28 protein-coding genes are annotated in these 26,281 nt (G+C 36.7%); 15 read left to right on the top strand and 13 right to left on the bottom strand.

Annotated elements, in window-relative coordinates; translation table 11 throughout:
- Positions 1-35: 35 nt before the first annotated feature.
- Positions 36-1,037, bottom strand: coding sequence for an alpha/beta fold hydrolase (locus NKR74_RS17185; RefSeq protein WP_098310660.1), 1,002 nt, complete (start codon positions 1,035-1,037; stop codon positions 36-38).
- Positions 1,038-1,219: 182 nt separating this feature from the next.
- Between NKR74_RS17185 and NKR74_RS17180 the strand changes: the two genes are divergently transcribed.
- A complete protein-coding gene (locus tag NKR74_RS17180) occupies positions 1,220-1,675 on the top strand; it encodes a ribbon-helix-helix domain-containing protein (RefSeq protein ID WP_098310661.1) in 456 nt (151 codons plus the stop codon).
- A 114-nt stretch (positions 1,676-1,789) separates the two neighbouring features.
- Here NKR74_RS17180 and NKR74_RS17175 read toward each other — a convergent pair whose 3' ends face one another.
- Positions 1,790-3,379, bottom strand: a complete 1,590-nt coding sequence (locus NKR74_RS17175; RefSeq protein ID WP_253630345.1) for a bifunctional metallophosphatase/5'-nucleotidase — start codon at positions 3,377-3,379, stop codon at positions 1,790-1,792.
- A gap of 295 nt (positions 3,380-3,674) precedes the next feature.
- Between NKR74_RS17175 and NKR74_RS17170 the strand changes: the two genes are divergently transcribed.
- Positions 3,675-3,935, top strand: coding sequence for a DUF3886 domain-containing protein (locus NKR74_RS17170; RefSeq protein ID WP_098310663.1), 261 nt, complete (start codon positions 3,675-3,677; stop codon positions 3,933-3,935).
- Between the two features lie 77 nt (positions 3,936-4,012).
- Here the strand turns inward: NKR74_RS17170 and NKR74_RS17165 are convergent, their stop codons facing one another.
- Positions 4,013-4,978 (bottom strand): quinone oxidoreductase family protein, encoded by a 966-nt coding sequence (locus tag NKR74_RS17165; protein WP_253630344.1) that lies wholly within the window; start codon positions 4,976-4,978, stop codon positions 4,013-4,015.
- A 425-nt stretch (positions 4,979-5,403) separates the two neighbouring features.
- On the opposite strand from NKR74_RS17165, the gene NKR74_RS17160 reads away from it, so the two are divergent.
- Positions 5,404-6,231 carry an aldo/keto reductase gene (locus NKR74_RS17160; protein ID WP_253630343.1) on the top strand — a complete coding sequence of 276 codons (828 nt, stop codon included), beginning with the start codon at positions 5,404-5,406 and terminating at the stop codon, positions 6,229-6,231.
- 29 nt (positions 6,232-6,260) lie between these two features.
- Here NKR74_RS17160 and NKR74_RS17155 read toward each other — a convergent pair whose 3' ends face one another.
- Entirely contained in the window at positions 6,261-7,175 is a 915-nt protein-coding gene (locus tag NKR74_RS17155) for an aldo/keto reductase (protein WP_253630342.1), read from the bottom strand.
- Between the two features lie 53 nt (positions 7,176-7,228).
- Entirely contained in the window at positions 7,229-7,357 is a 129-nt protein-coding gene (gene mciZ / locus NKR74_RS17150; protein ID WP_253630341.1) for a Z-ring formation inhibitor MciZ, read from the bottom strand.
- Positions 7,358-7,431: 74 nt separating this feature from the next.
- Between mciZ and NKR74_RS17145 the strand changes: the two genes are divergently transcribed.
- The gene (locus NKR74_RS17145; protein WP_098310670.1) at positions 7,432-7,971 is read left to right on the top strand and encodes an NUDIX hydrolase; all 540 of its coding nucleotides are present in this window, start codon (positions 7,432-7,434) and stop codon (positions 7,969-7,971) included.
- 213 nt (positions 7,972-8,184) lie between these two features.
- Here NKR74_RS17145 and NKR74_RS17140 read toward each other — a convergent pair whose 3' ends face one another.
- Positions 8,185-8,736 carry a GNAT family N-acetyltransferase gene (locus NKR74_RS17140; RefSeq protein ID WP_098310671.1) on the bottom strand — a complete coding sequence of 184 codons (552 nt, stop codon included), beginning with the start codon at positions 8,734-8,736 and terminating at the stop codon, positions 8,185-8,187.
- A 124-nt stretch (positions 8,737-8,860) separates the two neighbouring features.
- Between NKR74_RS17140 and spoIIM the strand changes: the two genes are divergently transcribed.
- The 9 genes from spoIIM to corA all read left to right on the top strand — a co-directional run bounded on the left by spoIIM (position 8,861) and on the right by corA (position 17,061).
- On the top strand, positions 8,861-9,511 hold the full coding sequence (spoIIM, locus tag NKR74_RS17135) for a stage II sporulation protein M (protein ID WP_098310672.1): 651 nt from the start codon (positions 8,861-8,863) through the stop codon (positions 9,509-9,511).
- A gap of 107 nt (positions 9,512-9,618) precedes the next feature.
- A complete protein-coding gene (gene fur / locus NKR74_RS17130; protein ID WP_098310673.1) occupies positions 9,619-10,074 on the top strand; it encodes a ferric iron uptake transcriptional regulator in 456 nt (151 codons plus the stop codon).
- Positions 10,075-10,234: 160 nt separating this feature from the next.
- Positions 10,235-10,465, top strand: coding sequence for a YqzK family protein (locus tag NKR74_RS17125; RefSeq protein WP_098310674.1), 231 nt, complete (start codon positions 10,235-10,237; stop codon positions 10,463-10,465).
- Between the two features lie 6 nt (positions 10,466-10,471).
- Positions 10,472-11,362 carry a site-specific tyrosine recombinase XerD gene (gene xerD / locus NKR74_RS17120; protein ID WP_253630340.1) on the top strand — a complete coding sequence of 297 codons (891 nt, stop codon included), beginning with the start codon at positions 10,472-10,474 and terminating at the stop codon, positions 11,360-11,362.
- Positions 11,363-11,647: 285 nt separating this feature from the next.
- Positions 11,648-12,388 carry a FixH family protein gene (locus tag NKR74_RS17115; protein WP_253630339.1) on the top strand — a complete coding sequence of 247 codons (741 nt, stop codon included), beginning with the start codon at positions 11,648-11,650 and terminating at the stop codon, positions 12,386-12,388.
- A gap of 302 nt (positions 12,389-12,690) precedes the next feature.
- A complete protein-coding gene (gene deoB / locus NKR74_RS17110) occupies positions 12,691-13,875 on the top strand; it encodes a phosphopentomutase (protein ID WP_309247640.1) in 1,185 nt (394 codons plus the stop codon).
- 12 nt (positions 13,876-13,887) lie between these two features.
- A complete protein-coding gene (locus tag NKR74_RS17105; protein WP_253630338.1) occupies positions 13,888-14,709 on the top strand; it encodes a purine-nucleoside phosphorylase in 822 nt (273 codons plus the stop codon).
- A gap of 7 nt (positions 14,710-14,716) precedes the next feature.
- On the top strand, positions 14,717-16,021 hold the full coding sequence (locus NKR74_RS17100; RefSeq protein WP_098310679.1) for a pyrimidine-nucleoside phosphorylase: 1,305 nt from the start codon (positions 14,717-14,719) through the stop codon (positions 16,019-16,021).
- A gap of 77 nt (positions 16,022-16,098) precedes the next feature.
- Entirely contained in the window at positions 16,099-17,061 is a 963-nt protein-coding gene (gene corA / locus NKR74_RS17095) for a magnesium/cobalt transporter CorA (RefSeq protein ID WP_141525086.1), read from the top strand.
- Positions 17,062-17,095: 34 nt separating this feature from the next.
- On the opposite strand, the gene NKR74_RS17090 is transcribed toward corA, so the two are convergent.
- Both NKR74_RS17090 and NKR74_RS17085 read right to left on the bottom strand, forming a co-directional pair.
- A complete protein-coding gene (locus NKR74_RS17090; RefSeq protein ID WP_253630337.1) occupies positions 17,096-18,385 on the bottom strand; it encodes an NCS2 family permease in 1,290 nt (429 codons plus the stop codon).
- 134 nt (positions 18,386-18,519) lie between these two features.
- The gene (locus NKR74_RS17085; protein ID WP_098310681.1) at positions 18,520-19,179 is read right to left on the bottom strand and encodes an SIMPL domain-containing protein; all 660 of its coding nucleotides are present in this window, start codon (positions 19,177-19,179) and stop codon (positions 18,520-18,522) included.
- Positions 19,180-19,340: 161 nt separating this feature from the next.
- Here NKR74_RS17085 and NKR74_RS17080 point away from each other — a divergent pair, with 161 nt between their 5' ends.
- Positions 19,341-19,760 carry a MarR family winged helix-turn-helix transcriptional regulator gene (locus NKR74_RS17080; protein WP_141525087.1) on the top strand — a complete coding sequence of 140 codons (420 nt, stop codon included), beginning with the start codon at positions 19,341-19,343 and terminating at the stop codon, positions 19,758-19,760.
- 123 nt (positions 19,761-19,883) lie between these two features.
- On the top strand, positions 19,884-20,429 hold the full coding sequence (locus NKR74_RS17075; protein ID WP_098310683.1) for a hypothetical protein: 546 nt from the start codon (positions 19,884-19,886) through the stop codon (positions 20,427-20,429).
- A gap of 183 nt (positions 20,430-20,612) precedes the next feature.
- Here the strand turns inward: NKR74_RS17075 and NKR74_RS17070 are convergent, their stop codons facing one another.
- The 5 genes from NKR74_RS17070 to NKR74_RS17050 form a co-directional block, all read right to left on the bottom strand.
- On the bottom strand, positions 20,613-22,388 hold the full coding sequence (locus NKR74_RS17070) for an adenine deaminase C-terminal domain-containing protein (RefSeq protein ID WP_253630336.1): 1,776 nt from the start codon (positions 22,386-22,388) through the stop codon (positions 20,613-20,615).
- A gap of 326 nt (positions 22,389-22,714) precedes the next feature.
- Positions 22,715-23,782, bottom strand: a complete 1,068-nt coding sequence (locus NKR74_RS17065; RefSeq protein ID WP_253630335.1) for an ABC transporter permease — start codon at positions 23,780-23,782, stop codon at positions 22,715-22,717.
- A 50-nt stretch (positions 23,783-23,832) separates the two neighbouring features.
- Complete coding sequence (locus tag NKR74_RS17060; RefSeq protein ID WP_253630334.1) at positions 23,833-24,918, bottom strand: ABC transporter permease subunit; 1,086 nt, start codon at positions 24,916-24,918, stop codon at positions 23,833-23,835.
- Entirely contained in the window at positions 24,908-25,789 is an 882-nt protein-coding gene (locus NKR74_RS17055; protein ID WP_253630333.1) for an ABC transporter ATP-binding protein, read from the bottom strand. The genes NKR74_RS17060 and NKR74_RS17055 overlap by 11 nt, the downstream gene beginning before the upstream one ends.
- Entirely contained in the window at positions 25,755-26,174 is a 420-nt protein-coding gene (locus tag NKR74_RS17050) for a GntR family transcriptional regulator (protein WP_141525088.1), read from the bottom strand. Before NKR74_RS17050 ends, NKR74_RS17055 begins: the two co-directional genes overlap by 35 nt.
- Between the last annotated feature and the right edge of the window lie 107 nt (positions 26,175-26,281).

Raw genomic sequence — 26,281 nt, 5'->3', positions numbered from 1 at the left:
GCCGTAGGAGTCTGATTGATGAAATTTTCACTTAATCAAGGGTGTAGTAAGAAGTGTTCTTGTTTAATATCAAGTAACATTGTTGCAAAACGTGTATGTTCTTCAAAATTTGGAGAATGAGCTGAGTTCGGAAACCAAATCATTTTTTTTATAGGTGCGTTAAGAACATCGCAATATTGTTGTACAAGTGCATAAGGCGTTTGATAGTCATAGCGTCCAGAACAAAAATAGACAGGAAATGAAACGCTCGGCACTTGTGAAAAGAAATCAATCGTTAACATCTCTTTCCATAATTCCCCAGACTTCATATTTCCGCTAAAAAATTTAATCCAATCTATCCATGTGTATTCAGGGGATAGAAACCCTTTTCGAATGAAAGAAAAGAATGTCCCATTTTGAATAGCTCCACCAAAGATACCGAGCCATTTCCTTTGGATAAGTAGTCTCCTTTTATCTAGAAATGGAGGCTTTCCAAGCTTTTTTAAAGAAGCAAGTGCACGGGTATGTCCGCGCTGCTTTGCGGATCGAATTAAATGTTCAAAAAGCAGTTTCTCATTTTGCTTCATATGCACAATTTGGCCCACTCCGATATATGCTTCGATGTATTGAGGAGATTGCTGTGCAGCAAATAATCCAATGATGCTGCCCCAAGAGTGTCCAAGAAGAAATAATTTCCTTTTTTGAAACCTTTTTAGAAGATAATCGATTATTTTATGTGTATCTAAAACGTATTGCTCAATTGTTAGCGATTCTTTGAAATCTCGCCATGAAAAGGATTTTCCTGCTCCGCGCTGATCCCAGTTGACAACAATAAAATGTTTCTCAAGTTCTGTTTGAAAATGGCGTGCAAATCCAATTTGAGCCATTCCTGGTCCACCGTGTAAGCATAATAGAAGAGGTTGATTGAGATCTTGCCCACGAATGAGTAACGATTGTTTTCGATTATTTATAAGAACATTTTCAATTGTAGCAATACTATTTGAGATGTGTTTCTTATTTTTATCGTAAAAAGAGGGGGTGCTGCTGCGGATGAACATGAGGACGACCTCCTTTTGATTGCGATATATTGAACAGTGATGTTTTTTTCATCATATACTAAATATACTAATAAGAAATTATTGTATCATAACATAATAACTTTATCCCGCATTAACAAGCAGTAAGTTCCCAGTGATGGAAGTTTCACGTTAGCCTATGTTTAATAGAGAGGAGGGAGGAGGTGGAAATTGGTGAAATTATTGATCGTTTAAATAATCATGAATCGATAGCAATTGTTGCGAAACGACTGGAAATGAGTCCATATACACTATCAAAAAAATTACGATTACTCGGATATGGATATGATAATGAGCAGAAAAAAAGGGTATTTATTGGAGAAGGGGAGGAGCCTCGTCATTTACAATTAAAAGAAGCTGTAAGTCTACAGCAGGAAAAAATAGATTATCAGCGCCTCATTTATGAGCAATTGCAACATATTTATGAGTTGTTGCAAAAACGCGAATATGGAATACGTATCACGTCTGTGGAGCAAGAAGAGAAAAAAAAACGTACATTTTCTCTTTCTAAACAAGTACTAGAACAATTAGATTGTCTTTCTGTTAGAAATGGTGTGCATAAGTCTAAACTTGTAGAAATTGCACTGAAAGAATATTTAGAAAGATATCGTGAAAGATAATAAAAGCGGGATTTCCCGCTTTTATCCTACTATTTGCAGGCAGTAAGATTTAAAAGAAGAACTGCCTGTAGAAGCTTGATTTCTTCCACTCATGAAAATTGTATGTTATAACGGCTAATTTATTTTTTGAACACGCCCTTCAATTTTTGCTTCGATCGGTAATTTTGCCTGCTTCACATAATCTACTAATGCATCTAAATCATTCGGTCCTGTTTCTGTATTTGTTCCATTTTTAAAGGAAACAAAACCGTCTCCACCAGAAGCTAAAAAGGCATTCGCTACGACAGTATATGTTTGCGAGTCAACAAGAGCTTCGCCGTTTGATAAACGTACATCAATTACTTTTTCACCATCTGCTTTGTTAGCGTCCCATTTGTACGTGATACCAGAGATTTGGAGCATACGTGTTTTATCTTTTTGCCATTGCTGATTTAAAATGTCCCGAATATCTTTTCCAGTCAATGTTGATTTTATTAATTGGTTGCCAAAAGGTTGAATGCCATATAGTTCTCCCCATGTAATATCTCCTGCATCTAAATCGTTGCGAATACCGCCAGGATTCATAAGAGCAATTTGTCCGTTCATCGCACTGCGCTGTGTATCTGCAATTAAGTTACCAAGTGTTGACTCTCCAGCAGGTGATTCTTTTCTGTCTAAAGCAGTTGCAGCTTTACCGACAACTTCATTTACAAGTGGAGCGACTTTTTCAGCATACTGCTCGACTTTTTTCTTAATTTGTGGATCAGGTTGAATGCCATCGTGAAATGTTGTAACAATCTCAGCCTTTTTCTCTACAATATCTTTTGTTTTCTTATCAATTTTTAAGTCAACGTCTGCGAAAGCTGTACCGTACGAATAAGCTTGTACAAGAAGTTTTCCATTTACAGTTCCATTTACATATGCATGGTTATGGCCGCCAAAAATGACATCGACTTCTGGATCGGTATTTTGAGCTAAACGAACGAGATCACCATCTGTAATTCCTTTATCATCCGTTGTACCAGGATTGTGTGCTAATACAACAATTGCTTTTACACCTAATCGTTTTAATTGTTGTGCAGACTTGTTAATTGCCTCTACTTCATCTGTGAACTTTACGTTTTCAACCATTTTAGGCATAACGATGCTTGGTGTTTCTGTTGTGACGACACCAATAAAGCCGACTGGAACTCCTTGTACCATTTTTACTGTAAATGGCGGTAAAAATAAACGACCAGTTGTTTTGTTGTAAACATTGGCTGCAACGTAAGGGAACTGAGCACCTTTAAAGTTGCCAGTCTTTTCATGATAGCCACCATAAATAAGGCGACGCATTTCGTCTACACCTTCATCAAATTCATGGTTTCCAATTGTTCCAACATCAAAGCCAAGGTCGTTGAAAATATCAATTGTTGGTTCATCTTGTAATAAAGCAGAAATTGGTGGACTTGCTCCAACTGCGTCTCCGGCATGAACAAGTAGCGTATTTTTGTTTTGTTTTTCGCGGTCTCGCAAGTATGCAGCTAAGTAATCGACCCCACCGGCTTCCTTATTGTTTATTTTTTTTACTGTGTTTAATTGACCGTGGAAGTCATTAATGCCTAGCATTTGAACATCAATGTAACGATTTTCTTGTGTTGGTGTAGAAGTGGGCTGTGCTGCAAATACGCTTGAAAATGTGACTGTACTTAAAACAGCAACTGCCGGTATAATTTTTTTCCACATGTTTTTTGTTTCTCCCCTTTATATAAATCTGACATCATACGACATCATTTTAATAGATTATAAGAAAACAATCTATATAAAATTCTATATTTTAAGAAAATTTATAAAACAAAATCTCTTTATTTTTATATAGAAAATAAATCATTAATTATGGATGATTAACTGTTTTGCATTTTCATGTGGAATTGGAGCTGGGATTCGGGCAACTTAATAGAGATGCAGATACAGCTCTTGTGGTTGCTGGTAAATTGCACTTTCTACTATAATAAAGAAAAAAGTAAAAGGTGATTTAATTATGGCAAAGAAAAAGCAAAAGCAAGCACAGAAACAAACAGGGATGAAGATGGAAAAAGAAACAGTAACAATTGGAGATCAATTAAACGAAGCATTAATGAAGCAGCTGAAAAGTAAACAAAAAGAGCTAAAAGAGCAAGAAGAGCAGAAAAAAGAAATAGAGTTAGAGAGAAAGCGTAAAGAACAGCGTGAGCGCGAAAAAAATAAATCATTTGAAGAATTATTAAGTGAAAGTAGTTTGTCATGGAAAGATTTTAAATAAGAAACGAATATAAAGGAGAATAGATGAAGAAAAAATAACGTGCCATATATATGCGGCACGTTATTTTTATAATTATTTTATGGAAGTAATAAAATTTTCCCTGTACTTTTTCTACTTTCTAAATAATGATGTGCTTTTGCTCCTTCGTTTAAGGAAAATGTAGTTGGTTTGGATAACTTGATTTTTCCTTGTTGAATCCATGTGAACAGTTCTTTAGAACGAAGAACACGCTCTTTATGAGAAGTGAGTACATTCCATAGATCACCGCCGGTTAACGTCTTAGATGTATCCATAAGCATGCGCGGGTCTACAGGCGCTGGATCGCCTCCTGCCATTCCGTAAAAAACAACGGTTCCTCCAATACGTGTTGCTTCAAAGCTATACATCAACGTAGAACCAACAGATTCATATACGACATCTACACCTTTTCCGTTAGTCGCATGCATGACTTTCTGTTTCCAGTCATCCTCATACAAAAAGGTCCAGTCTGCGCCAACTTCTTCGGCAGCTTTTGCTTTTTGCATAGAAGAGGTAAGGGCAATCACTTTACCGCCTAATAATTTGATAATTTGTACAAGAAGTTGTCCTACACCACCGGCAGCAGCGTGTACGAGTACAATGTCTCCTTCCTTTACTGCATAGCTATCGCGAGTTAAGTAGTGAGCTGTTAAACCTTGCAGTAAAATAGAAGCAGCTGTTTCATATGAAATATGATTAGGAAGTGGAATTGCTTTCTCTATTGGAACTGCTACAAGCTCTGCATTTGCATATGGAACATCTGCAAATGCAATAGAATCTCCTTGCTTTATGGTCGTAATATTATTTCCTACCATTTCTACAATTCCAGCGCCTTCGTAACCTAAAATATATGGTGGTTGACCAGCGAGGTGATAATTTCCTTTTCTTCTGTAAACATCGGCAAAATTTAAGCCAATTGCTTTCATTTTTACAAGAATGTCATTAGGTCCGATAACAGGATTAGGGATTTCTTTATATTGTAATACTTCTGGTTCTCCAAATGTGTTAAATACAAGAGCTTTCATCTTTTTCCCTCTACTTTGTGTATTTTGTTTTACGCTTACACTGTAAGATAAAAGGATGAAGAAAGCAAGAAATTGCTCTTTGGAAAAAGGGAGAAAAGGTTGTTCACATAAAATGAAACAACAATATATAAATCCATTTTAATTTTTTAACATATAAGCCGCTGCTATGTAGAAGAAAACATGACCTGCACTTGCTTTCTCCCTTTGTTTTCATTCTTGCATGTGGCAGGAAAAGGCTCTGACCGCTTTTATGCATGATCAAATGCTCTTGCCCACCTAAAAAGAAATAGTTATTTAAGTCGGTTTTCAATTTGTATTTATATACTTTCTTCTAGTTTCTTAACATAACAAGATTATGTAAACAAATCGCTTTTTTTGACTTTTTATTTTTTTCTTGTTGAAATGGAGTAAAGGAGGAGTTTTTTATGCATATTCCAACAACAACACTTCATAACGGTGTGAAAATGCCAATGCTAGGCTTAGGAGTATATAAAGCAAAAGAAGGGGAGGAAGTAAAGCGAGCGGTACAGACTGCGCTAGAAATCGGATACCGTGCGATTGATACGGCTACTATTTATGAAAATGAAAGCGGTGTCGGAGAAGCGATTCGTGAATTTGGAATTGCTCGTGAAGAGCTTTTTATTACAACGAAAGTATGGAACGATGAACAAGGATATGAAACGACGCTTAAAGCATTCGAAACAAGTTTAAAGAAGTTACAGATGGATTACGTGGATTTATATTTAATCCATTGGCCGATACGTGGAAAGTATGTGGATACATATCGCGCTCTTGAAAAATTGTATGAAGAAGGAAAAGTACGTGCGATTGGTGTGTCAAATTTCCATATTCATCATTTAAAACATTTATTAGCGAATTGTCATGTTAAACCAATGGTGAATCAAGTCGAGCTTCATCCAATGTTAGCACAATTTGAACTTCGCAATTTTTGTCAGCAAGAACAAATTCAAATGGAGGCATGGAGTCCGCTTATGCGAGGCGGAGAGGTATTTGAACATCCGGTTATCCAAGAGATTGCTAAAAAATATGAGAAAACACCTGCTCAAGTTATTTTGCGCTGGGATATTCAAAGTGGAATTGTAACAATTCCAAAATCTGTTACACCATCTCGCATTGCAGAGAATTTTCATATTTTTGATTTTTCATTAACAGAAGAAGAAGTGCAGCAAATTGATAAACTAGATTGTAATAAGCGTTCAGGAACAAATCCAGAGAAATACGATACGATGTAAAAAAGCTACCGATTTTTCGGTAGCTTTTTTCATCGATGAGATTCATATGTATCTAATTTCGCAATTGCTTGAATGTGTGTGTATTGTTCGTCTGTCAATGAATTTGTAGTGCCGGCTTTTATGTTCTCGCGTAATTGGTCAATTGAGCTTGCACCTGGAATGAGAGCTGCAATTGTCGGAGTATGTAGGCAATATTGAAGCGCGGTTTCTGTTAGAGAGCGCTCATTTGTTATTTCTTTCACACGAGATACGATGTGTTTTACTTCATCGTGATTGTAAGAGAGATAGTCTTTTTCTTTCACTTTAGCTAATTTCTGTGCATTGTTACTAGTTAATAAGCCTTTTGCGAGTGGACCGCGGGCAATGACGCTAATATTGTGTTCTTGTAAGAATGGGAACCATTCTTCTGGGCGGCGATTTAATATGTTATATTCCATTAAAACACTTACGATATTAGAACGCTCTGCATATTGGCGAATAACATTAGGACGGATGGAAGAAATCCCGTAATGACGAATGATTCCTTCTTGTTTTAGTTCTTCAAATGTTTCAATGACTTCGTCAGTATTATCTTCAATTGTTCCGCCATGTAGCTGATATAAATCGATATAATCCGTTTTTAATCGGCGTAGGCTTTCTTTTACTTCCTCTTTTATATATGCCTTAGAAGGGTCCCAAGTCCAACCGTTTTTTTCTTCTGTCCAGCGGTTCCCAACTTTTGTAGCAAGTACAACTTGCTCTCGTTTTCCTTGTAACGCTTTTCCGATAAATTCTTCATTTAATCCATAATTGTATAAATCGGCCGTATCTAAAAAATTAATACCTAAATCTAACGCTTCATGAATGATCTGAATGGCTTCTGTTTCATTTGTTCCAAGTGACATACATCCAAGTCCAATTTCACTTACATCTAAATCTGAATTTCCTAATTTACGTGTTTTCATCATTACCCTCCTTACTTTTATTGTACGAAAGCGTAAGGAGTTTCACAAACACTTTACCTTTGTGTATTTGTAAGCCAGTCATGAACAGTTTTATAACGTTGTTCATATTGTTTTAGCATATAACGAATTTCCCAGGCTTTTCCGACTAACGTTACTCGATTTGGTAAAATATACACTTTCATTTTCGTTTCGCTCCTTTCAATGTGATAGAATGTATGAAGAAAGACTAGGAAATAGAACAGGGAGATGAAGTCTTATGAGTAATCTTGAAGAAAGAACGATTGCGACTGAGCCTATTTTTGATGGAAGAGTAATTAAAGTTCGTGTTGATGAAGTAGTATTGCCAAATGGTGAGACGAGTAAACGTGAAATTGTGAAGCATCCTGGTGCGGTAGCGATTATCGCAATTACAGATGACGAGAAAATTGTGTTAGTTGAACAGTATCGCAAAGCGATGGAAAAAGCGCTTGTAGAAATTCCTGCTGGAAAGTTAGAGCAGGGAGAACAACCTGAAGCAACAGCAATTCGTGAATTAGAGGAAGAAACAGGGTACATATGTGATAATATGAAGCTCATCACGTCATTCTACACATCACCAGGGTTTGCAGATGAAATTGTATATGTATATGAAGCGACTGGTTTGAAGAAGAAGGAAGACAAAGCAGATCTTGATGAGGATGAGTTTGTTGAGTTAATGGAAGTATCATTAGAAGAAGCGCTGCAATTAATAAAAGAGCAACGTATTCATGATGCAAAGACAATGTTTGCAATTCAATATTTACAATTGAAAAAATAAACACTCGCTTTATGCGAGTGTTTATTTTTGTAAAATTTGAAGATGACTAGCTGTAGCGTCTCTTTTTTATCCCGCTATTCGCGGGCAGTAAGACCCCACCTCAAGATTCAGAGAGAAGCAAAGAAGATAGGTGGGGGATAACTGCTGGCATGCGCCCGATTGGTTCAACTAACCTTTTGTGAGGAAAAACGTCTCACAAAAGGAAGTTTCACTTTATTGTATTTTTGCATATACACATGTATCACGTAAACTACCATCGGGAGCAAGGAAGTCATTTTCTAGCGTACCTTCTAGAATAAACTCTAGGCGCTCTGCTACTAATCGTGCATTTGTATTATTGGCATCACAGCGAATTTCAAGTCGCTTCGCTCTGAGTTTATCGAACGCGAATTGAATGGCTCCTTTTAATGCTTCTGTCATATACCCTTGTTTTGTGTAAGAGCTATGAAGCCAGAAGCTAATAGAAAACTTTGGAATATCCCAGTTTTCTGGGTGAAGTGTGAGTGCACCGATGAATGTACCTGTTGTTTTATCATATAGATGAAACGGCAATGTTTCTCGAAGTAAAAATTTCCCATGGGCGGCTCTAACTGCTGCTTCTGCCGTTTCTTCAGTTTCATGCGTAATAGACATCCATGGCTGTAGATCCTCTAAAGAAGTTTGAATTGCTTCATAAACTTCTGTACCATCGCCAGGGAACGGTTTACGTACCTGCAGGCGCTCGGTCTGAAATAATGTTGGAAAATCTAATAATAGTTGTTTCAAAAGAAATCCCTCCTATTCTCTACCTTTAAGTTTAGCAAAGTGGCGTGGAATTTCAATGTTAATTCGTCATACTTTTTTCTTTCTATCATACATTCTAGTAAGAGGAAGAACGGGGGGACGTAATATGCTAAGGAAATCGTCTTGGCAAGATCGTGTAACATATCATGTACAGGAACACGCTTCATTATATGTATTTGTAGCTGTCCTTTTATTAATGGGGGTTATTTTTGGGGCGATCCTTGTGAATAGTTTACAAATAAGTCAAAAACAAGATTTGTATTTTTATTTAAGTCGTTTTTTTGGACAAGTTTCCAAAGGGCAATTTGCAAATGCAGGTGAGATGTTTCGCGAAAGCTACTTATCGCAACTGAAATATATTGGTTTTATTTGGATTTTAGGTATTTCCATTATTGGTTTGCCTCTTATTTTTATTTTATTATTTTTAAAAGGAGTGGTTGTTGGATTTACAGTAGGTTTCTTAGTAAGTCAACTTGGTTGGAACGGCTTATTATTAGCATTTGTGGCTGTACTTCCACAAAATTTAATTATTATCCCAACATTTCTTATTATGACGACGATCGCCGCTAGCTTTTCCTTGCGCATGATTCGTCATCAATTTATTCGAAAAGTAAATGAGCCTCTATTACCACTTTTTATCCGCTATACTTGCTTTTTTCTTATTATCGGTGCAGCGCTAGCGATTGCTTCAGGAATTGAAGCTTATGCATCGCCAAATTTTATGAAACAAGTCATGGAGACTATTAACAAAAAATAATTATACTTTGATAATTATTATCAAGTAATTTTGATTATTTTTCTTTTGACAGTTTCCCTTCTTCTGATATAATGGGGTAAGAGTGGCGAGGGAGGGAGTAGTACCGAATGGAAGAAAGAATTGATCGAATTAAAAAGCAATTGCATGCAGCGAGTTATAAGTTAACACCACAACGTGAAGCTACGGTTCGCGTACTGCTAGAAAATGAAGAAGACCATTTAAGCGCGGAAGATGTTTACCTCCTTGTAAAAGAAAAGTCGCCAGAGATCGGACTTGCAACCGTCTATCGGACTTTGGAATTATTATCCGAGTTAAAGATTGTCGACAAGATTAATTTCGGTGACGGTGTTTCGCGTTATGACCTAAGACAAGAAGGTGCATCACGTTTTCATCATCATTTAATTTGTACAGAATGTGGTGCAGTAGAAGAGATTCAAGAAGATTTACTTTGTGAAGTAGAAAAAAGAGTAGAAAATGAGTGGCGCTTTAAAGTCAAGGATCATCGTTTAACATTCCATGGTATTTGTGAGAAGTGTCAAGAAAAATTAACAGAAGAAAGTTAACCTTTTCCTATTTAGTTAGGAAAAGGTTTTTTTTTGCAAATGAGTAAGACTCCCCGCCTTAAGATTTTAGAGAGAGAAGTGCGGGAGTTTTCATAATTAGGTATAAATGATGAAAAGCTTGGCATATGTTGTAATAACATAAATTTTGGAGGAATTCACAATGCGCCGAGCAATTAAAGTTCTTTTTGATGGTATGAAAGTATTTTTATTGTTTATTAGTTGTACCATTTTGTTTTATTTCGCTATACTATGGATAAATGAAGAATATGAAAGTTATCATCGTTATGAAAAGCCTAAAGAAGAAACAGTAGAAAAAGTATCTGGAACAGAGGAGCCTGCGAAAGATGCTTTCGTCAACAGAATGATTTTTTTCTATGAAAATGGGGAGTAGAGAAGATTGGAAGATCAATTACAAGACTTTATTCATTATATGGTTGTTGAAAAAGGATTAGCTCAAAATACAGTTGTATCATATGAGCGTGATCTAAAAAGTTATACGAAGTATTTACAAAAAGTAGAACAAATTACATCTTTTCATGATGTAGCGCGCATGCATATTGTGAACTTTTTACATCATCTAAAAGATAATGGGAAATCTTCGAAAACGATGGCACGTCACATTGCATCTGTACGGTCGTTTCATCAATTTTTATTGCGTGAACGTGTTGTGGAACATGACCCGTCTGTACATATTGAAACACCTCAAGGTGAGCGTAAATTACCGAAAGTGTTATCGATTAATGAGGTAGAAGCACTATTGCAAATACCGAAAAGAACGAGTGCATTTGGGATTCGTGATAAGGCTATGTTAGAGTTATTATATGCAACAGGGTTACGTGTTTCTGAATTAATTGAATTAAACTTATCAGATGTACATTTAACAATGGGCTTTGTTCGTTGCGTCGGAAAGGGAAATAAAGAGAGAATCATCCCTCTCGGTAGTTTAGCGACAGAAGCGATTCAGTATTATATTGAAAAAGGAAGACCGGAACTCTTAGGAAAGAAAGTGGCCGAAGCACTCTTTTTAAATCATCACGGAAACCGTTTATCTCGTCAAGGGTTCTGGAAGATTTTAAAAAGGCTTGCACAAGAAGCAAATATTCAAAAAGAACTTACACCGCATACATTGCGTCATTCCTTTGCAACGCACTTATTAGAGAATGGAGCAGATTTAAGGGCGGTACAAGAAATGCTTGGCCATGCCGATATTTCGACAACACAAATTTATACACATGTTTCAAAAGCTAGATTAAAAGATGTATATAAACAGTTTCATCCAAGGGCATGAGTGTTCATGCCCTTTTACTTATTATAAAGTGAAACTTCCATCAGTGGGGGGCACCCCCACTGATAGTTAGTTGAACCAATAGGGCACATGCCAGCAGTTATTCTCTACCTACCTTCCTCGCTTCTCTTTTAATTTTGAGGTGGGGGTTTTACTGCCCCAAAATAGCGGGATAAAATCAAAGCACTTCACAAAAACTTCACAAACATTTCGTACATTGTTTTCAGCAGAAGGCTAGAATATGAACGTATATTTCCTCTATACTAAGATAGGAAGAAGGAGGAAGTTATGATGAAAAAACTTTTAATTACATTATTTATCACAATGCTAGCGTTAGCTGGTTGTAATACGAAATCGGACGAGACAACGAAAAAGAATAAGTCGCTTGAAGAAGTAAAGGTAGAAATAAAAACGAACCCTGAAACATTAAAGCCGAATGAAAAAGTAGAAGTACAAGCAATTGTTACACAAGGAAAAGAAAAAGTAACAGATGCAGATGATGTAAAGTTTGAAATTTGGAAAGATGGTGAAGAGAAAAAAGAGATGCTAGACGCGAAAAATAAAGGTAACGGTGTTTATGCAATCGATAAAACATTCCCATCTGATGGTGTTTATCATATTATCGCACATACAAATGCACGTGATATGCATGTGATGCCAGAAGTGAAAGTGGCTGTTGGAAATGCAAAAGTTGAGGATACAAAAAAAGAAACAGATGGTCATCATGACGATCATGCTCATGGTGATACAATGATTCATCTGATGGCAGATGGTGTGAAAGCAAATACAGAATCTACAATGAACGTACATGTAAAACAAAAAGAAGAAGCATTAACTGGTGCGGAAGTTCAACTTGAAATTTGGAAAGACGGTGCAGAAAAGCATGAGTTTATTCCAGCAAAAGAAGGTAACAAAGGCGAGTATACAAGTACTTATACATTTAAAGAAGCAGGAACATATAAAGTGAAGGTTCATGTGCGAAAAGGTGATCTTCATGATCATAAAGAAGAAACAGTTGAAGTGAAATAAAGTGAAACTTCCATTAGTGGATGTCTTACTGTCCGCGAATAACGGGATAAAAAACGGCTCTTTTAAAGAGCTGTTTTTTTATGTCGAGAAACATATATCGGTTTCATTAGCGGTTCTAGGTAGAATATATTACAATGAAAATGTGAAAAAAAAACGAAATGTGATAAAAATTTCTTAAAAAGAAAGCGTGAACATGTTATGATAGCAGCATGAGATGTCTGACATCTGACTTAGGAGAAAAGGGAAGTTTTTACATCGATTTGAACATACTACATAAGTAGCATATATAGGAGGTTACAGTTGTGAATAAATATAAACGTATTTTTCTTATCGTAATGGACTCCGTAGGAATTGGAGAAGCACCAGATGCTGAGAAATATGGCGATAAAGGTTCTGACACACTTGGCCATATTGCAGAGCATATGAACGGATTACAAATGCCAAACATGATGAAATTAGGTCTTGGTAACATCCGTGAAATGAAAGGGATTGCAAAAGCAGAGAAGCCACTTGCATATTATACAAAAATGCAAGAAAAATCTATGGGAAAAGATACAATGACAGGTCATTGGGAAATTATGGGTTTGTACATTGATACACCGTTTCAAGTATTCCCAGAAGGGTTCCCGAAAGAATTACTTGATGAGTTAGAAGCGAAAACAGGACGTAAAATTATTGGGAATAAACCAGCTTCTGGAACGGGAATTTTGGATGAACTTGGACAGGAACATATGGAAACCGGTGCATTAATTGTGTACACGTCTGCTGATAGCGTATTGCAAATTGCTGCTCATGAAGAAGTTGTACCGCTTGAAGAACTATATAACATTTGTAAAATTGCACGTGAGTTAACACTTGATGAAAAATATATGGTAGGCCGTGTTATTGCTCGTCCATTCGTTGGAGAGCCAGGAAACTTCACACGTACGCCAAACCGTCATGATTACGCACTAAAACCATTTGGTCGTACGGTAATGAATGAATTAAAAGATAGTGACTATGATGTTATCGCAATTGGTAAAATCTCTGATATTTATGATGGAGAAGGTGTAACGCAATCTCTTCGTACAAAATCTAACATGGATGGTATGGATAAGCTTGCAGATACAGCGAGTATGGACTTTACAGGTTTAAGCTTTGTAAATCTTGTTGACTTTGATGCACTATTCGGTCATCGTCGTGATCCTCAAGGTTATGGAGATGCACTGCAAGAATATGATGCACGTCTTCCTGAAGTACTTGAGAAGTTAAAAGAAGACGACTTGTTAATTATTACAGCTGACCATGGTAATGACCCAATTCACCACGGTACAGACCATACGCGTGAATATGTACCATTATTAGCATATAGTCCAAGCATGAAAGAGGGCGGAAAAGAATTACCGCTTCGTCAAACATTTGCTGATATCGGTGCCACAGTTGCAGAAAACTTCGGTGTAACAATGCCGAAATATGGAAAAAGCTTTTTGAACGAGCTAGATAAATAGGAGGAACATCAAATGAATCGTGAGTTAATTTCAAAATCTGCTTCATACTTAAAAGGAAAATTTCAAGAAACACCAACAGTAGGGTTAATCCTTGGTTCAGGTCTAGGTGTATTAGCTGATGAAATCGAAAATGCAGTAGCTGTACCGTACAGTGAAATTCCTGAGTTTCCTGTATCTACTGTAGAAGGTCATGCTGGTCAACTTGTATTTGGTACACTTCAAGGTGTTACAGTTGTAGCAATGCAAGGTCGTTTCCATTACTATGAAGGATACGATATGCAAAAAGTAACATTCCCAGTTCGTGTTATGAAAGAGTTAGGAGTAGAAGCAGTTATCGTTACAAATGCTGCTGGCGGTGTAAATACATCATTTGAGCCAGGCGATTTAATGTTAATTTCAGACCATATTAACTTTATGGGCCATAATCCATTAATCGGACCAAATGATTCTGAGATGGGTGTACGTTTCCCTGATATGTCTGAAGCATACAGTAAAGACCTTCGTAAAATGGCAAAACAAGTTGCTGCTGATTTAAATATTAAAGTACAAGAAGGCGTATATGTTGCGATGACAGGTCCTGTATATGAGACACCTGCAGAAATTCGTATGATTCGTACAATTGGCGGTGATGCAGTCGGAATGTCAACTGTCCCAGAAGTTATTGTCGCTGGTCATGCCGGTATGAAAGTACTTGGTATTTCTTGTATTTCAAATATGGCAGCTGGAATTTTAGATCAGCCGCTTCATCATGATGAAGTAATTGAAACAACAGAGCGTGTAAAAGCAAACTTCTTAGCACTTGTAAAAGCAATTGTAAAACAAATGAAGGGGTGAGTTCACAATGAGAATGGTGGACCTAATTGCAAAAAAACGTGATGGCAAAGCATTAACGACAGAAGAAATTAATTTTATCATTGAAGGCTACACAAATGGTGATATTCCAGATTACCAAATGAGTTCACTTGCAATGGCAATTTTCTTTCAAGATATGAATGAGCAGGAACGTGCTGATTTAACGATGGCAATGGTAAATAGCGGCGATACAATTGATTTATCAGCAATCGAAGGAGTAAAAGTAGATAAACACTCAACTGGTGGTGTTGGTGATACAACTACGCTTGTGTTGGGCCCATTAGTTGCTGCTTTAGGTGTACCGGTTGCGAAAATGTCTGGTCGTGGTCTTGGGCATACAGGTGGTACAATTGATAAATTAGAAGCAGTTCCAGGATTTCATGTAGAAATTGAAAATGAGGAATTTATTCGTCTTGTAAATGAAAATAAAATTGCTGTTATTGGTCAAAGCGGAAACTTAACACCCGCTGACAAAAAGTTATATGCACTTCGTGACGTGACAGCAACGGTAAACTCTATTCCGTTAATTGCAAGTTCTATTATGAGTAAAAAAATTGCTGCTGGTGCGGATGCAATCGTTCTTGATGTTAAAACAGGTGCGGGTGCATTTATGAAAACGGACGAGGATGCGAAGCAATTAGCTGCAGCGATGGTTCGCATCGGTAACAATGTAGGACGTAAAACGATGGCTGTTATTTCTGATATGAGTCAGCCGCTTGGTGAGGCAATCGGTAACGCTTTAGAAGTGAAAGAAGCGATTGATACATTGCAAGGAAAAGGGCCAAAAGACTTAGAAGAGCTATGTTTAACGCTTGGAAGTCAAATGGTATATCTTGCTGGACAAGCTTCTTCTTTAGAAGATGCGCGTGAAAAGCTCATCGAAGTCATGAACAATGGAAAAGCATTAGAATCATTTAAAACGTTCTTAGCAGCACAAGGCGGTGACGCTTCAGTTGTAGATGATCCTTCTAAATTGCCGCAAGCACAATATAAGATTGAAGTAGAGGCAAAAGAAGATGGATTTGTATCTGAAATTGTTGCAGATGAAATTGGTACAGCAGCAATGCTTTTAGGAGCAGGTCGTGCAACGAAAGAATCTGAAATCGATTTAGCAGTTGGACTTATGCTTCGTAAAAAAGTGGGCGATAGCGTGAAAAAAGGTGAAGCGCTTGTAACAATTTACGCGAATCGTGAGAATGTAGAAGACGTAAAACAAAAAATTTACGATAACATGAAGGTATCTGCAGAGCATGTAGATGCACCGAAGTTAGTACACGGTATCGTAGAAAAATAAAGTGACAATTTGTTCACGAATTGTGAGATAAAAAAGCTAAGGAGTTTGCTCCTTGGCTTTTTTTGCATATAATAATAATGGGTGAAAATATGATAAGAATTTGTGCAGTAACAAAAGAAAATGAAGTATTATATGATTTGTCATTAGAAGAAACAAAGCGAGAAGATATTGTGTGGTTTTGGCTAGATTTATGTAAACCGACGAAAGAAGAGTATACATATATTTTACAAGACTATTTCAAATTCCATCCCCTTGCGATTGAAGATTGTTTAGAATATGTACAGAGGCCAAAGGTTGACTTTTATGAAGGGTATCACTTTTTAGTTCTTCATGCTTTTAGTGAAGATGGATTAGAGCCGCATGAAATTGATTTGTTCGTTAGTGATCATTTTGTTGTATCCTTTCACTTTTCGCACAATAAGGCGATTGAACGAGCATGGAATAAACTTGGGGAAAGACAACGTATAAAGAGAAGCACTCTTCATGTGACGCATACAATTATTGACCAAATTGTCGATGATTATTTTGCTCCAGTATATTATATTGAAGATCATTTAAATGCAATTGATGATAATTTAACAGGAGATACAACAAGTACTGTATTAGAAGAGGTATTTGATATTCGTAATGATTTATCAAAATTACGAAGAACAATTGTACCGATGCGCGATTTATTGTATCGTATTTTAAATTCAACGCGTTTTCATGGTGTGAATGATCATGAAATTTATTTTAAAGATATTTATGATCACTTGTTAAAGCTGTCTGAGATGATTGAAACAAGCCGAGAGCTAACAGCTGATATTCGGGATAGTTACTTTTCCCTAAACTCTCATCATATGAATAATATTATGAAAACATTAACGGTTTTTTCAACCATTTTCATGCCATTAACATTTATTGTTGGTGTATATGGAATGAATTTTGACAATATGCCAGAGTTAAAGTGGGAGTATGGTTATTATATTTGTTTAGCCATAATGGCTCTTATTGGTGGTGGCATGATGGTATGGTTTTATAAGAAGGGCTGGTTTAAATAATAAAAAAACGCCGGGAATTCCCGGCGTTTTTTATTTAGCCAATGACAGGTAACACAAACATGAGTAAGAAGAGACATGTGATAATATAAAGAGGTTTTGCAACTTCTTTATGCTTACCGAGTGCTACTTTTAAGATTGGATATGCAATGAATCCAAAAGCAATACCATCAGCGATGCTATATGTGAGCGGAATCATAACGATAATTAAAAACGCTGGAAATCCTTCTGAAAAATCGTTCAGAGGAATTTGTTGAATGTTTGTAATCATTAAACCGCCAATAATAATTAAGATTGGAGCGATTGCACTATCTGGAATTAACTTTACAAACGGCAAAGCAAACAATGAGGCAAAGAATAAACCACCAGTGACGATAGACGTCAGACCTGTCTTACCGCCCGCTGTAATACCAGCAGCACTTTCTATTGTAGAAACAGTTGGACTTGTGCCAAATAGACCACATGTTATCGCTGAAATTGCATTTGCTTGATAAGCGCGAGGGAATTTACGCTGATCTTCTAATAAACCGTGCAAAAGTCCCATGTTTTCAAAAATGAGTACCATACTCAATGAGAACGTTGCAATTAAAAATGGTAAAGAAGTCAGTTTCCCAAACGACATTGCACCAAAAACATCACCATAGTTAGCAAATGAAAATGAACTATTGCCAACTTGACTTGTATCAACAATACCAAATAACCAGGAAATTCCGGTTCCAATTGCAATGGTCCATAAAAAGTTTCCACGTACATTACGAATAAACAAAACTAATGCAACAATAAGCGTAAGCAGTGTAGCTAGAACAACTGGACTACTTAATTTTCCTAATGCAACAGCAGTGTTTGAATTCGCAACGACAAGACCACCTTTTTGTAAGCCGATAAATGCTAAAAATAGCCCGATACCGACAGTAATCGCTTCTTTTAACGACTGTGGAATTGCACTGGAAAGTGTACGAGCAATAGGTGTAAACGCGGCAATTGTAAAAATAATACCAGCGATAAAGACAGCTGCTAATGCTTCTTGCCAAGTTAAACCAAGCGTATGCACAGCTGTGTACGTGAAAAACGCATTTACCCCCATACCTGGTACAAGGATTACTGGTGCATTTGCCCAAAATGCCATCAATAGACATCCGATAAATGAGCTAAATACAGTTGCTAAAATTCCTGCTTCAAGAGGAATACCAGCATCTGATAAAATAGATGCATTCACAATCATAATATAAACAATCGTGAAAAATGATGTTACACCAGCAAGTACTTCCTGTTTTGGCGATGTGTGATGTAGGTCTAATTTAAATGTTTTTTCAAGGATTCCTTTCATGTTAAACCTTCTTTTTCATATCCCTCTCCCACCCGTGATATCCCTATATAGGACTCACCGTCTATTATTATAACAAAACAAAGAGTTTTTACAATAAAAAAATGAGAACGTTTTCTTTTTTACTAGATGTACAATTAAATATAGGTGAAAATAGCACGGACAGTCGAAATGATTTCCAATTCTCCTGATTGAATAGGAGGAGCACCGCTATGGACAGCGGAATAAGCAACAAATTCCCGCGGCATATGAGAGGACTCTTCAACGACAGAAATGGGAATGGGATTTACATTTAGATTATATGTACTAGCAATCGTCCTTGCTTTTTCTTGGGCATTTTGCACAGCGAGTACTAATGCTTGTTTGTAATAAGCATTAGGCTCTGAAACGCGAAATACAAGTCCTTTGGCGACATTTGCCCCGTTTGCTACAGCTGCTTCATATACTTCCCCTGCTTTTTGTACATTCAACACAATAATTTCATATAAATGCTCAACTTGATAACCGCGTAACACAGCCTTTTCGTTCACGTATTCATATTGCGGTGTAATGGTGTAGGAAAGCGTTTTGATATTTTGCTCTGTAATTCCAAGTTGTTTCAAAGAATCAAGTAATTTAGCAGAAAGAGCAGCATTTTCTTCTTGTGCTTGCTTAACATTTGTACCTTCAGTACGAACACCAATTGTTAACACGACAACATCAGGTTTTGCTTTTACGACACCTTCACCTTGTACAGTAACAGTTGCTTCTTTACCATTACGTAACTCATGTAAATATGGGGGCATTCCAATTTGCATAACTGTTCACCTTCCTTTCTCTATTTATATGAAAGAAGTGAGTCCACTTTTTCCTTAAATTTAGAAATATAGTGGGAAATCTAAGTAGAAAGAAAATATATACAATTAAGGTATTCATGCATTATAATATGTGTAAATATTATAAAAAAGGGTCGAGAACAGTGAACGAAAAACGAGAAGCACTTATTTTAGACTTATCTATCTCCTTTCGGAAAATGATTCGTTTATTACAAAATGATATTAATGAACTCTTTTCTGAACATATGCCATGGAATGAGTTTTCTGTACTGCGTGCATTATATTGGAAAAGTCCGCAAATGGCATCGCAAATTGCAAGTGAAGTGAATGTTACATCGAGTCATATTACAGCGGTTACAGATCGTCTTGTTCGTAAGGGGCTTGTAACGAGAAAGCGCTCTGATTCAGACAGGCGCATTGTTTATTTAGAAATTACGGATACCGGGAAAGATGTTGCCGAAAAGCTTGAAAATGTTCGAAAAGAATATTATAGAGAGAAGTTCCAGGACTGGAGCGATCAAGAAATTGAAATGGTACTAGAGCTCTTTGGCAGAGTTCTATAAAAAATAGAAAAGCAATTTTTGCTTTTCTATTTTTTATGGCTTCATCATACTACAGAACGGATGCGCTGCATAAAAACAGACCTACATTCCTATACTTTACCTATATGGAATAGGAGGCAGACTATGAAACGTATTGTTTCTTTTGGAATTATCGGTATATGTTTACTATGTTACAGTATAGAGATAAGTGCAGCGTCTCCAAATCAAATTGTACAAAAAGAACTAGAATATATCTCAAATCATAAGCCTGTTTTATACTCACAATTATGGATGCGCTCGATGCAAACTTCTGTTTTGTTTCATCATAGTGATAGCATTCATCATCAAGATACTTTACATAATATAAAACATTCTTCCCTCGTAAAAGTAAAACAAATTTCACTGGCTAAAGCTTCTGTTTATATTCCGCGAGTTTCTCAGTATGTGTCAAAATTTGGGGAAGAAAATGTACAAGTGTACTATTTAGCTGTGCAGTATGACGTAAAAAAAGAAAATCCATACCAACTAAATGGAATAAATTACTTTTTACAAGTATTTGTACAAGAGTATGGGGACTGGAAAATTGCTGAAAGTGTTGTCGCACCGACAGATCAAATCGTGACAAACGATGATGGATTTGGGACAGACGAAGAGAAGGCATATAGCGAAAGACGAAAGAATGCAAAATAGCCTCCTAACTAGGAGGCTATTTTCACGTTGTTTATCTCGCTATTTGCGGGCAGTAAGACCCCCACTTTAAGATTGAGAGAGATGCGAAGAAGATAGATGGGGAATAACTGCCCGTAAAAGCCAGATTGGTTTAACTAACCATCAGTAGGGGATGAAAAACCCCCAACTGATGGAAGTTTCACTTTATCTTACAAAATAGTCACCCTTTATTTTCTTAACCGAAGACACAACCGCATTCTCTTTAATAGAATATACTCCTTCAGCTGTTAAGCGTACAGCCGGTAGATGGGTCGATGTTAAAAAGAACATTGTATATAATGGATCGATATGTTGATGTCCTCTCTCCTTCAGAAGTTGCACAAGCCCCGTCGTTTTTACAATCAGTTCATGCATAGGCAACTTGCTCATTTTCCCTCCAAGTGGCAATTCCAAATTGAATAAGGTTTCCTCGCCTTCCATTAATATGGTACCGCCCCCTTGATCGAGCAGTTGGTTTACAGCTTTCACCATGATCTCTTTGTTTTGCCCTATAACAACGATATCTTGAGATGCTGTGTAGGTTGTCGCTACAGCATCTAGGTGATCGGCAAATCCTTTTAATATGCCGTTAGTAACCCATTTCCCCTTTTGATCAATAAGACTGACATAACAATATCCTTTTCTAGCCTCCAACTCAATAATGCCTTGCTTTAGCGGTAATGCTTCTAGACTGGATTTCGTAATGACCGCATTAAGCATTTCTATTACAGGGACTTCCGGATGTTCAGCGGTCATATCCAGCCATTCCGGCTGAACGCGCCATTCTATGTGCATGGGTTCAAATTGCAATTGTCGCCAATCACATGCAGGAAACGGCTTCAAGAGCTGCCCGTTTGTCACAACCAGCTGTCCGTTTGCTATAACCTTGACAGGGGAAGGTTTGCTTATATCCTCGAGAAATAGAATATCTGCGACTCGTCCCGGAGCGATTCCACCGATTTCTTGATCCAATCCATAATATGTTGCGGGATTCAAAGTGGCCATCCGATAAGCGGCATGGAAAGGAACACCATTATCGAGAGAAATCTTAATAAGATAGTCCATCAATCCATGTTGAAGAAACGGAGGCATAGAGCCATCTGTTGTTAACATAAGCCTTGAAGCGGAAGAAAAATCAAAGTTGAGCTCTTGTAAGTCTTTGATTAGGCCCGGCAAATCAGGACGTATGGAGGAGTGACGCAAAGTTGCATACATACCTAAACGAAGCCTTCTGATTACTTCCTCTCCATTGATAGCTTCATGACAAGCCGTAACACCGAGTGCTGCCAAAGCATTTAAGGTTTCACTGGAAGCCCCTGGGTTATGCCCCTCAATTCTTTTGCCAAGCCTCCGTGCTTCTGCTATTCCTTCAAGTATTGTTTCATCGCCAGTCAAGGCAGCAGGCCAAGCAGTTAATTCGCCAGCTTGTATAACCCGCTTATGACTAAGCAAACTGACCAAGCGCTCAGTCGTGAATTTCGCTAACATATCCGGGTGGTTGCTTTGTGGATCCATCCTTGCCCACCAATAATTTTTGATAGGCAAATGACTGCTGTAGTCCATTAAATATTCCAAGTTTTTCTGATCTGTATTTAAATAAAATATTAGATTATCATTCACTAAAGTCGTTGTACCTAAGCTTAAAGCGAATTCTCCGAATGAGGTAAGATTATAATACTGATATGGATGTGCATGAGGTTCGATGTATCCTGGAACTAATGTAAAGCTGGATGCATCTATAATTTTCGTTTTCTCATCAATTTGCGGTTCACGCATTCCTACATAAGCAATACGATCTTCATACAAAACGATATTGTTTCTTTCCAGCTCTCCTGTGTATACATTAAACACAATTCCTCCTGTAATCCAAATTGTTGCTGGATGCTTACCCCTAGATACTTCTATAAGTTTCCACAATGTATCCTTTTCAATGGATCTCATGTAAGTTTCCCCCTTATCTGCTTTTTCCACGCTCAGAATTATTTCAGTTCACGTTAAAATATCTAAAAATTCAGTTTTATACCTTTTTATATTTTACTATAAAGGGGGATTGCAATGTAGACTATCTTTCCTTCTTCTGTTTTTTTGTAGGTTAAATCTATGCTATAACCGCGCAGCAAACGAAGTGTGACTCACTTTTTCAGGCTCTGTTCTACATAGTACATATGAAAACTCCTCTTTCAATTGTAAAGAGGAGAGGAGAAAGGCGAGTGTATAGTAACAAGTTTGTTTTTCGACACTCTGAAAATAGCCTCCTGACTAGGAGGCTATTTTGCATATAAAGAAAGTTTATGTTTTGACATTCGCTGTAAAATGAAATATGTGAGAATACCAAATCCTATAAAATACATATAGTGAAGCGGGATAGATTTACTGCCATCTGTGAAAATTTCGGTGCCAAGAAGTCCGAAACAAATAGAAGTGCATGTTGAAAAATAGACATGAAGTCTTTGATATAGCAGTATTTTTCCATTATGCTCATTTGGTGAGCGTGCATATAAGTAGGTTCCTAATGGAAGACAAATAATCATATAAATTGCAGGACTTAGTAGTGTCCAAGCAGACGGAATATGGTGATAAGTAGGTCCTGCATGTATAGTTCCGTCTTCATTTTTTATAGCTTCTCTATGTGGATCATAGTCGTAGTTAATGGTGAAATGAGCAAGAGGAGCTATAATACTTGTATTTTCTGTATACAGTGAACTTTTAATATAAGCATTATTATATTCTTGTTGTGATAAATCAGCATGCAATGCAAAGAAAGGAAACGCAAGCTGAAAAATATAAATGGGAAAAACCATTATAATATAGCTTAGCGCACCTTGTGAGATAATGTTTCCTGTAATGGTTCCGATAAAGAGAGCTAATGAGTACACTGCAATCAATGTCATAATTGTATATGCAAAGTATAGATGAAATGGTGTGAATGATTGATACTCGGCGTGTATCGTAGTTTTGTAGACGATATACATTAGAAACCAGCTTACACTAAGTGCACTGACGATATGAACAGTACCGAAAAACCATTTTGATAAAAACAGGTGAGAGCGTTTAAATGGCATAGACCAAAAAAAATCGATAGTTTGATTATGGCGTTCCCAGCCTATTAATACGGTAGCCAATGCAATTAATAGCAGAGCAGGAAAAAACGTAGGACTTTCTCCACTCAAATGATATGAATAATAAGTATCCGTAGTGTCGCGCAAGTATTTAGCTGTGTGATGTGCATTCGTATAATATTCATATGGTAAGAGATACAACGTACTTAGCCAAAATAACACAATAACATACTTTCCTTGTTTCCAGTTTTGCATCCATAGCGGTTTATGAAACATGTAATTCACCTCAATTTATACGTATATTCTTTTTGATTAAAATGGTATCGTTACTTTCCACCGAAAGAAAATTTCCATTTAAGTAGATGTGTAAAAACGAAGTAGCTGACAATGCTGGCTATGAAAAAACCGACGTAATAAGAAAGGAATGCATCTCTTCCTCCGAGTAATCTACCTCCAAATAAAGCAAAACAAAGAACAGTACAACCAACAAACCATTTCTGTAACTGTGGAAACAATAGTATTTTTCCGTTTTGTTCGTTTGGAGCACGTGTGTAAAGAAAAGTTGCGATTGGTAAAAAGATAATGATATAAGCAAATGGCGTCAGTAATTTCCACGCAGATGGAACAGATGTCGTTTCCTTTGGATCGTCTTGCGGCAATGTGGAAATTTCATTTCCGTGCTCATCGAACTTCGCGATAGGATGGTAATTAAAATGAATGTTGAAAGACTCCAACGGTGCAACGATACTTACATGTTGTAAGTATTCATGAGTTTTACGCTCTATTTCTCCTAATGCTTCTACTGAATCTCTCGTATGAGTATATACAAATCCGGATATTAACAATACTAAACCGTATGGTAGAAATAATAGAATTGTAGTTAAGCTACTTTGTGAGAAAATATTTCCGGTAATGGTACCGATAAATAAAGTGAATGTATAGGTTGCAATGAGTACAATCGTAGCGTATAAAAAGTAAGTGTGGAATGGAGTAAATATTTGATACTGATCGTGAAACGATACGTTCTTTATTCCATACATACTTATCCAACAAATGATATTTACTGTAATAATGTTCAACACGCCAAATAACCATTTTGTTAAAAAGATATCTTTTCTTTTAAAAGGCATAGAGAAAAGAAAATCAGTTGATTGATTATTTCGTTCCCATCCAATCAAGACGCAAGCAAGTGCAATGAGAATGATACCTTGTAAGAAGATGGTGTCAAATGTATTAAAAGAATAGGAATAATAATAAACATAATCATCAAATTTCATTTTAGACCGGCTAAGCTCTGATTGAGCAGCACTATAATATTCATAAGGTAACAAATATAAACTACTTAACCAAAACAATAGAACAATATATTTACCTTGTTTATACGTTCGCATCCATAACGCTTTATGAAACATGTGAACCCTCCTCGAACGCTGTAACAAATACATCCTCAAGTGACATTGGTAACTCTTCTAATAGGAGCGGCTGCTCTTTATGAAATTTTTCTAACGTAGCTGCTACGTTTCCTTCGATTAAGACGGTATATACTTTTCCTGTTTGGTTTAATACTTTCACATTACATAAATTCACTAGCTTTTGTGGTAGTGAGCGTTCGTAAGCTACTTGAATTTTTGCATAGCGTGATTTTGTATCTTCTAAAGCTGTGATAGATGCAATTGTATGATCTTTTAAAATGATGACTGTATCTGCGATTTTTTCCACTTCATCTAGGTGATGTGTAGAAATGAGAATGGTAATTTCTCGCTCTGCCACTTCTTCAATTATAAACTGAAGAATCTGTCTTTTTGCGATAGGATCAAGTCCATTTGTCGGCTCATCTAAAATAATATATTCTACTCCAGTAGAAAAAGCTAAAATCATTGCTAGCAAAGCTTTCATTCCACGAGAGTAGCTGCGAATACGTTTCTCTGGTAAGTTAAAGCGCTCTAGTAGTTTATAAAAATAGTCTTCATTGAAATTATGATAAACTGCCTTATAAAATTTTACGATTTCTTTTACTGTATATCCGCTTAATACGTTTGTAGAGTCTGGGACATATACAACCGTTTGTTTCACTTCAGGATGTTTGTGCACGTCTATTTCGTTATATGTAACAGTTCCTTCATCTGGATTTAATATTCCAACAAGTGTTCGCAATAGTGTTGTTTTTCCAGCTCCGTTTCTCCCAAGTAATCCGACGATGCTTCCTTTTTTTAAAGTAAATGAAATATCTTCTAATATTATTTGATTATCAATTGTTTTCTTTACGTTTGTCACCTTCAGCATGAGTATTTCCCCCTAATTCTTTATAGTATGAATCAATCCAATCATGAATTTTTTCTTTTGAAATACCGAGATATGAAGCTTCTAGTAATAATTGATGAAATTGTTTTTCCACCATAGCAATTTTCCTTTCATCTTGTGTTGGAGTAATCGATTGGCATACAAATGTTCCTTTGCCGCGCAGCGTTTCAATAATTCCTTGTCGTTCTAACTCTTGATACGCTTTACTCACTGTATTTGGATTTATCACGAGTGAAGAGGCAAGTTCCCGAACAGAAGGGAGTTTATCATTTGGTGCGAGCATTGCTTTTAAAACTAGTTCCTTTACGTTGTGAACAATTTGTTCCCATATCGGAGTGTTGCTTCTTGGATCAAGTTGAATGTGCAAGAGCAATGCCTCCTTCCTGATGAATTTTTAAGTGTACTATTAAACGTAATACACTTAATACAATATATAGCATACTTTTGTTTGTCAATGCTATTTTTAGAAAAAGA

It is taken from the genome of Bacillus sp. 3103sda1 (assembly GCF_024159135.1).
Lineage (GTDB): Bacteria > Bacillota > Bacilli > Bacillales > Bacillaceae_G > Bacillus_A > Bacillus_A rhizoplanae.
Note: the sequence above shows the minus strand (reverse complement) of the source record. Positions and strands in the feature narration are given on the sequence as shown.

Coding starts and splice junctions, on each gene's coding strand:
- NKR74_RS17160 (WP_253630343.1), top strand. CDS start 5,404: ATGCATATTCCAACAACAACACTTCATAACGGTGTGAAAATGCCAATG.
- NKR74_RS17105 (WP_253630338.1), top strand. CDS start 13,888: ATGAATCGTGAGTTAATTTCAAAATCTGCTTCATACTTAAAAGGAAAA.
- NKR74_RS17085 (WP_098310681.1), bottom strand. CDS start 19,179: ATGCAAATTGGAATGCCCCCATATTTACATGAGTTACGTAATGGTAAA.
- NKR74_RS17145 (WP_098310670.1), top strand. CDS start 7,432: ATGAGTAATCTTGAAGAAAGAACGATTGCGACTGAGCCTATTTTTGAT.
- NKR74_RS17100 (WP_098310679.1), top strand. CDS start 14,717: ATGAGAATGGTGGACCTAATTGCAAAAAAACGTGATGGCAAAGCATTA.
- NKR74_RS17185 (WP_098310660.1), bottom strand. CDS start 1,037: ATGTTCATCCGCAGCAGCACCCCCTCTTTTTACGATAAAAATAAGAAA.
- NKR74_RS17075 (WP_098310683.1), top strand. CDS start 19,884: ATGAAACGTATTGTTTCTTTTGGAATTATCGGTATATGTTTACTATGT.
- mciZ (WP_253630341.1), bottom strand. CDS start 7,357: ATGAAAGTGTATATTTTACCAAATCGAGTAACGTTAGTCGGAAAAGCC.
- NKR74_RS17170 (WP_098310663.1), top strand. CDS start 3,675: ATGGCAAAGAAAAAGCAAAAGCAAGCACAGAAACAAACAGGGATGAAG.
- NKR74_RS17065 (WP_253630335.1), bottom strand. CDS start 23,782: ATGTTTCATAAACCGCTATGGATGCAAAACTGGAAACAAGGAAAGTAT.
- NKR74_RS17155 (WP_253630342.1), bottom strand. CDS start 7,175: ATGAAAACACGTAAATTAGGAAATTCAGATTTAGATGTAAGTGAAATT.
- NKR74_RS17125 (WP_098310674.1), top strand. CDS start 10,235: ATGCGCCGAGCAATTAAAGTTCTTTTTGATGGTATGAAAGTATTTTTA.
- NKR74_RS17090 (WP_253630337.1), bottom strand. CDS start 18,385: ATGAAAGGAATCCTTGAAAAAACATTTAAATTAGACCTACATCACACA.
- NKR74_RS17060 (WP_253630334.1), bottom strand. CDS start 24,918: ATGTTTCATAAAGCGTTATGGATGCGAACGTATAAACAAGGTAAATAT.
- spoIIM (WP_098310672.1), top strand. CDS start 8,861: ATGCTAAGGAAATCGTCTTGGCAAGATCGTGTAACATATCATGTACAG.
- NKR74_RS17175 (WP_253630345.1), bottom strand. CDS start 3,379: ATGTGGAAAAAAATTATACCGGCAGTTGCTGTTTTAAGTACAGTCACA.
- fur (WP_098310673.1), top strand. CDS start 9,619: ATGGAAGAAAGAATTGATCGAATTAAAAAGCAATTGCATGCAGCGAGT.
- NKR74_RS17115 (WP_253630339.1), top strand. CDS start 11,648: ATGATGAAAAAACTTTTAATTACATTATTTATCACAATGCTAGCGTTA.
- NKR74_RS17070 (WP_253630336.1), bottom strand. CDS start 22,388: ATGAGATCCATTGAAAAGGATACATTGTGGAAACTTATAGAAGTATCT.
- NKR74_RS17165 (WP_253630344.1), bottom strand. CDS start 4,978: ATGAAAGCTCTTGTATTTAACACATTTGGAGAACCAGAAGTATTACAA.
- NKR74_RS17055 (WP_253630333.1), bottom strand. CDS start 25,789: ATGCTGAAGGTGACAAACGTAAAGAAAACAATTGATAATCAAATAATA.
- corA (WP_141525086.1), top strand. CDS start 16,099: ATGGGTGAAAATATGATAAGAATTTGTGCAGTAACAAAAGAAAATGAA.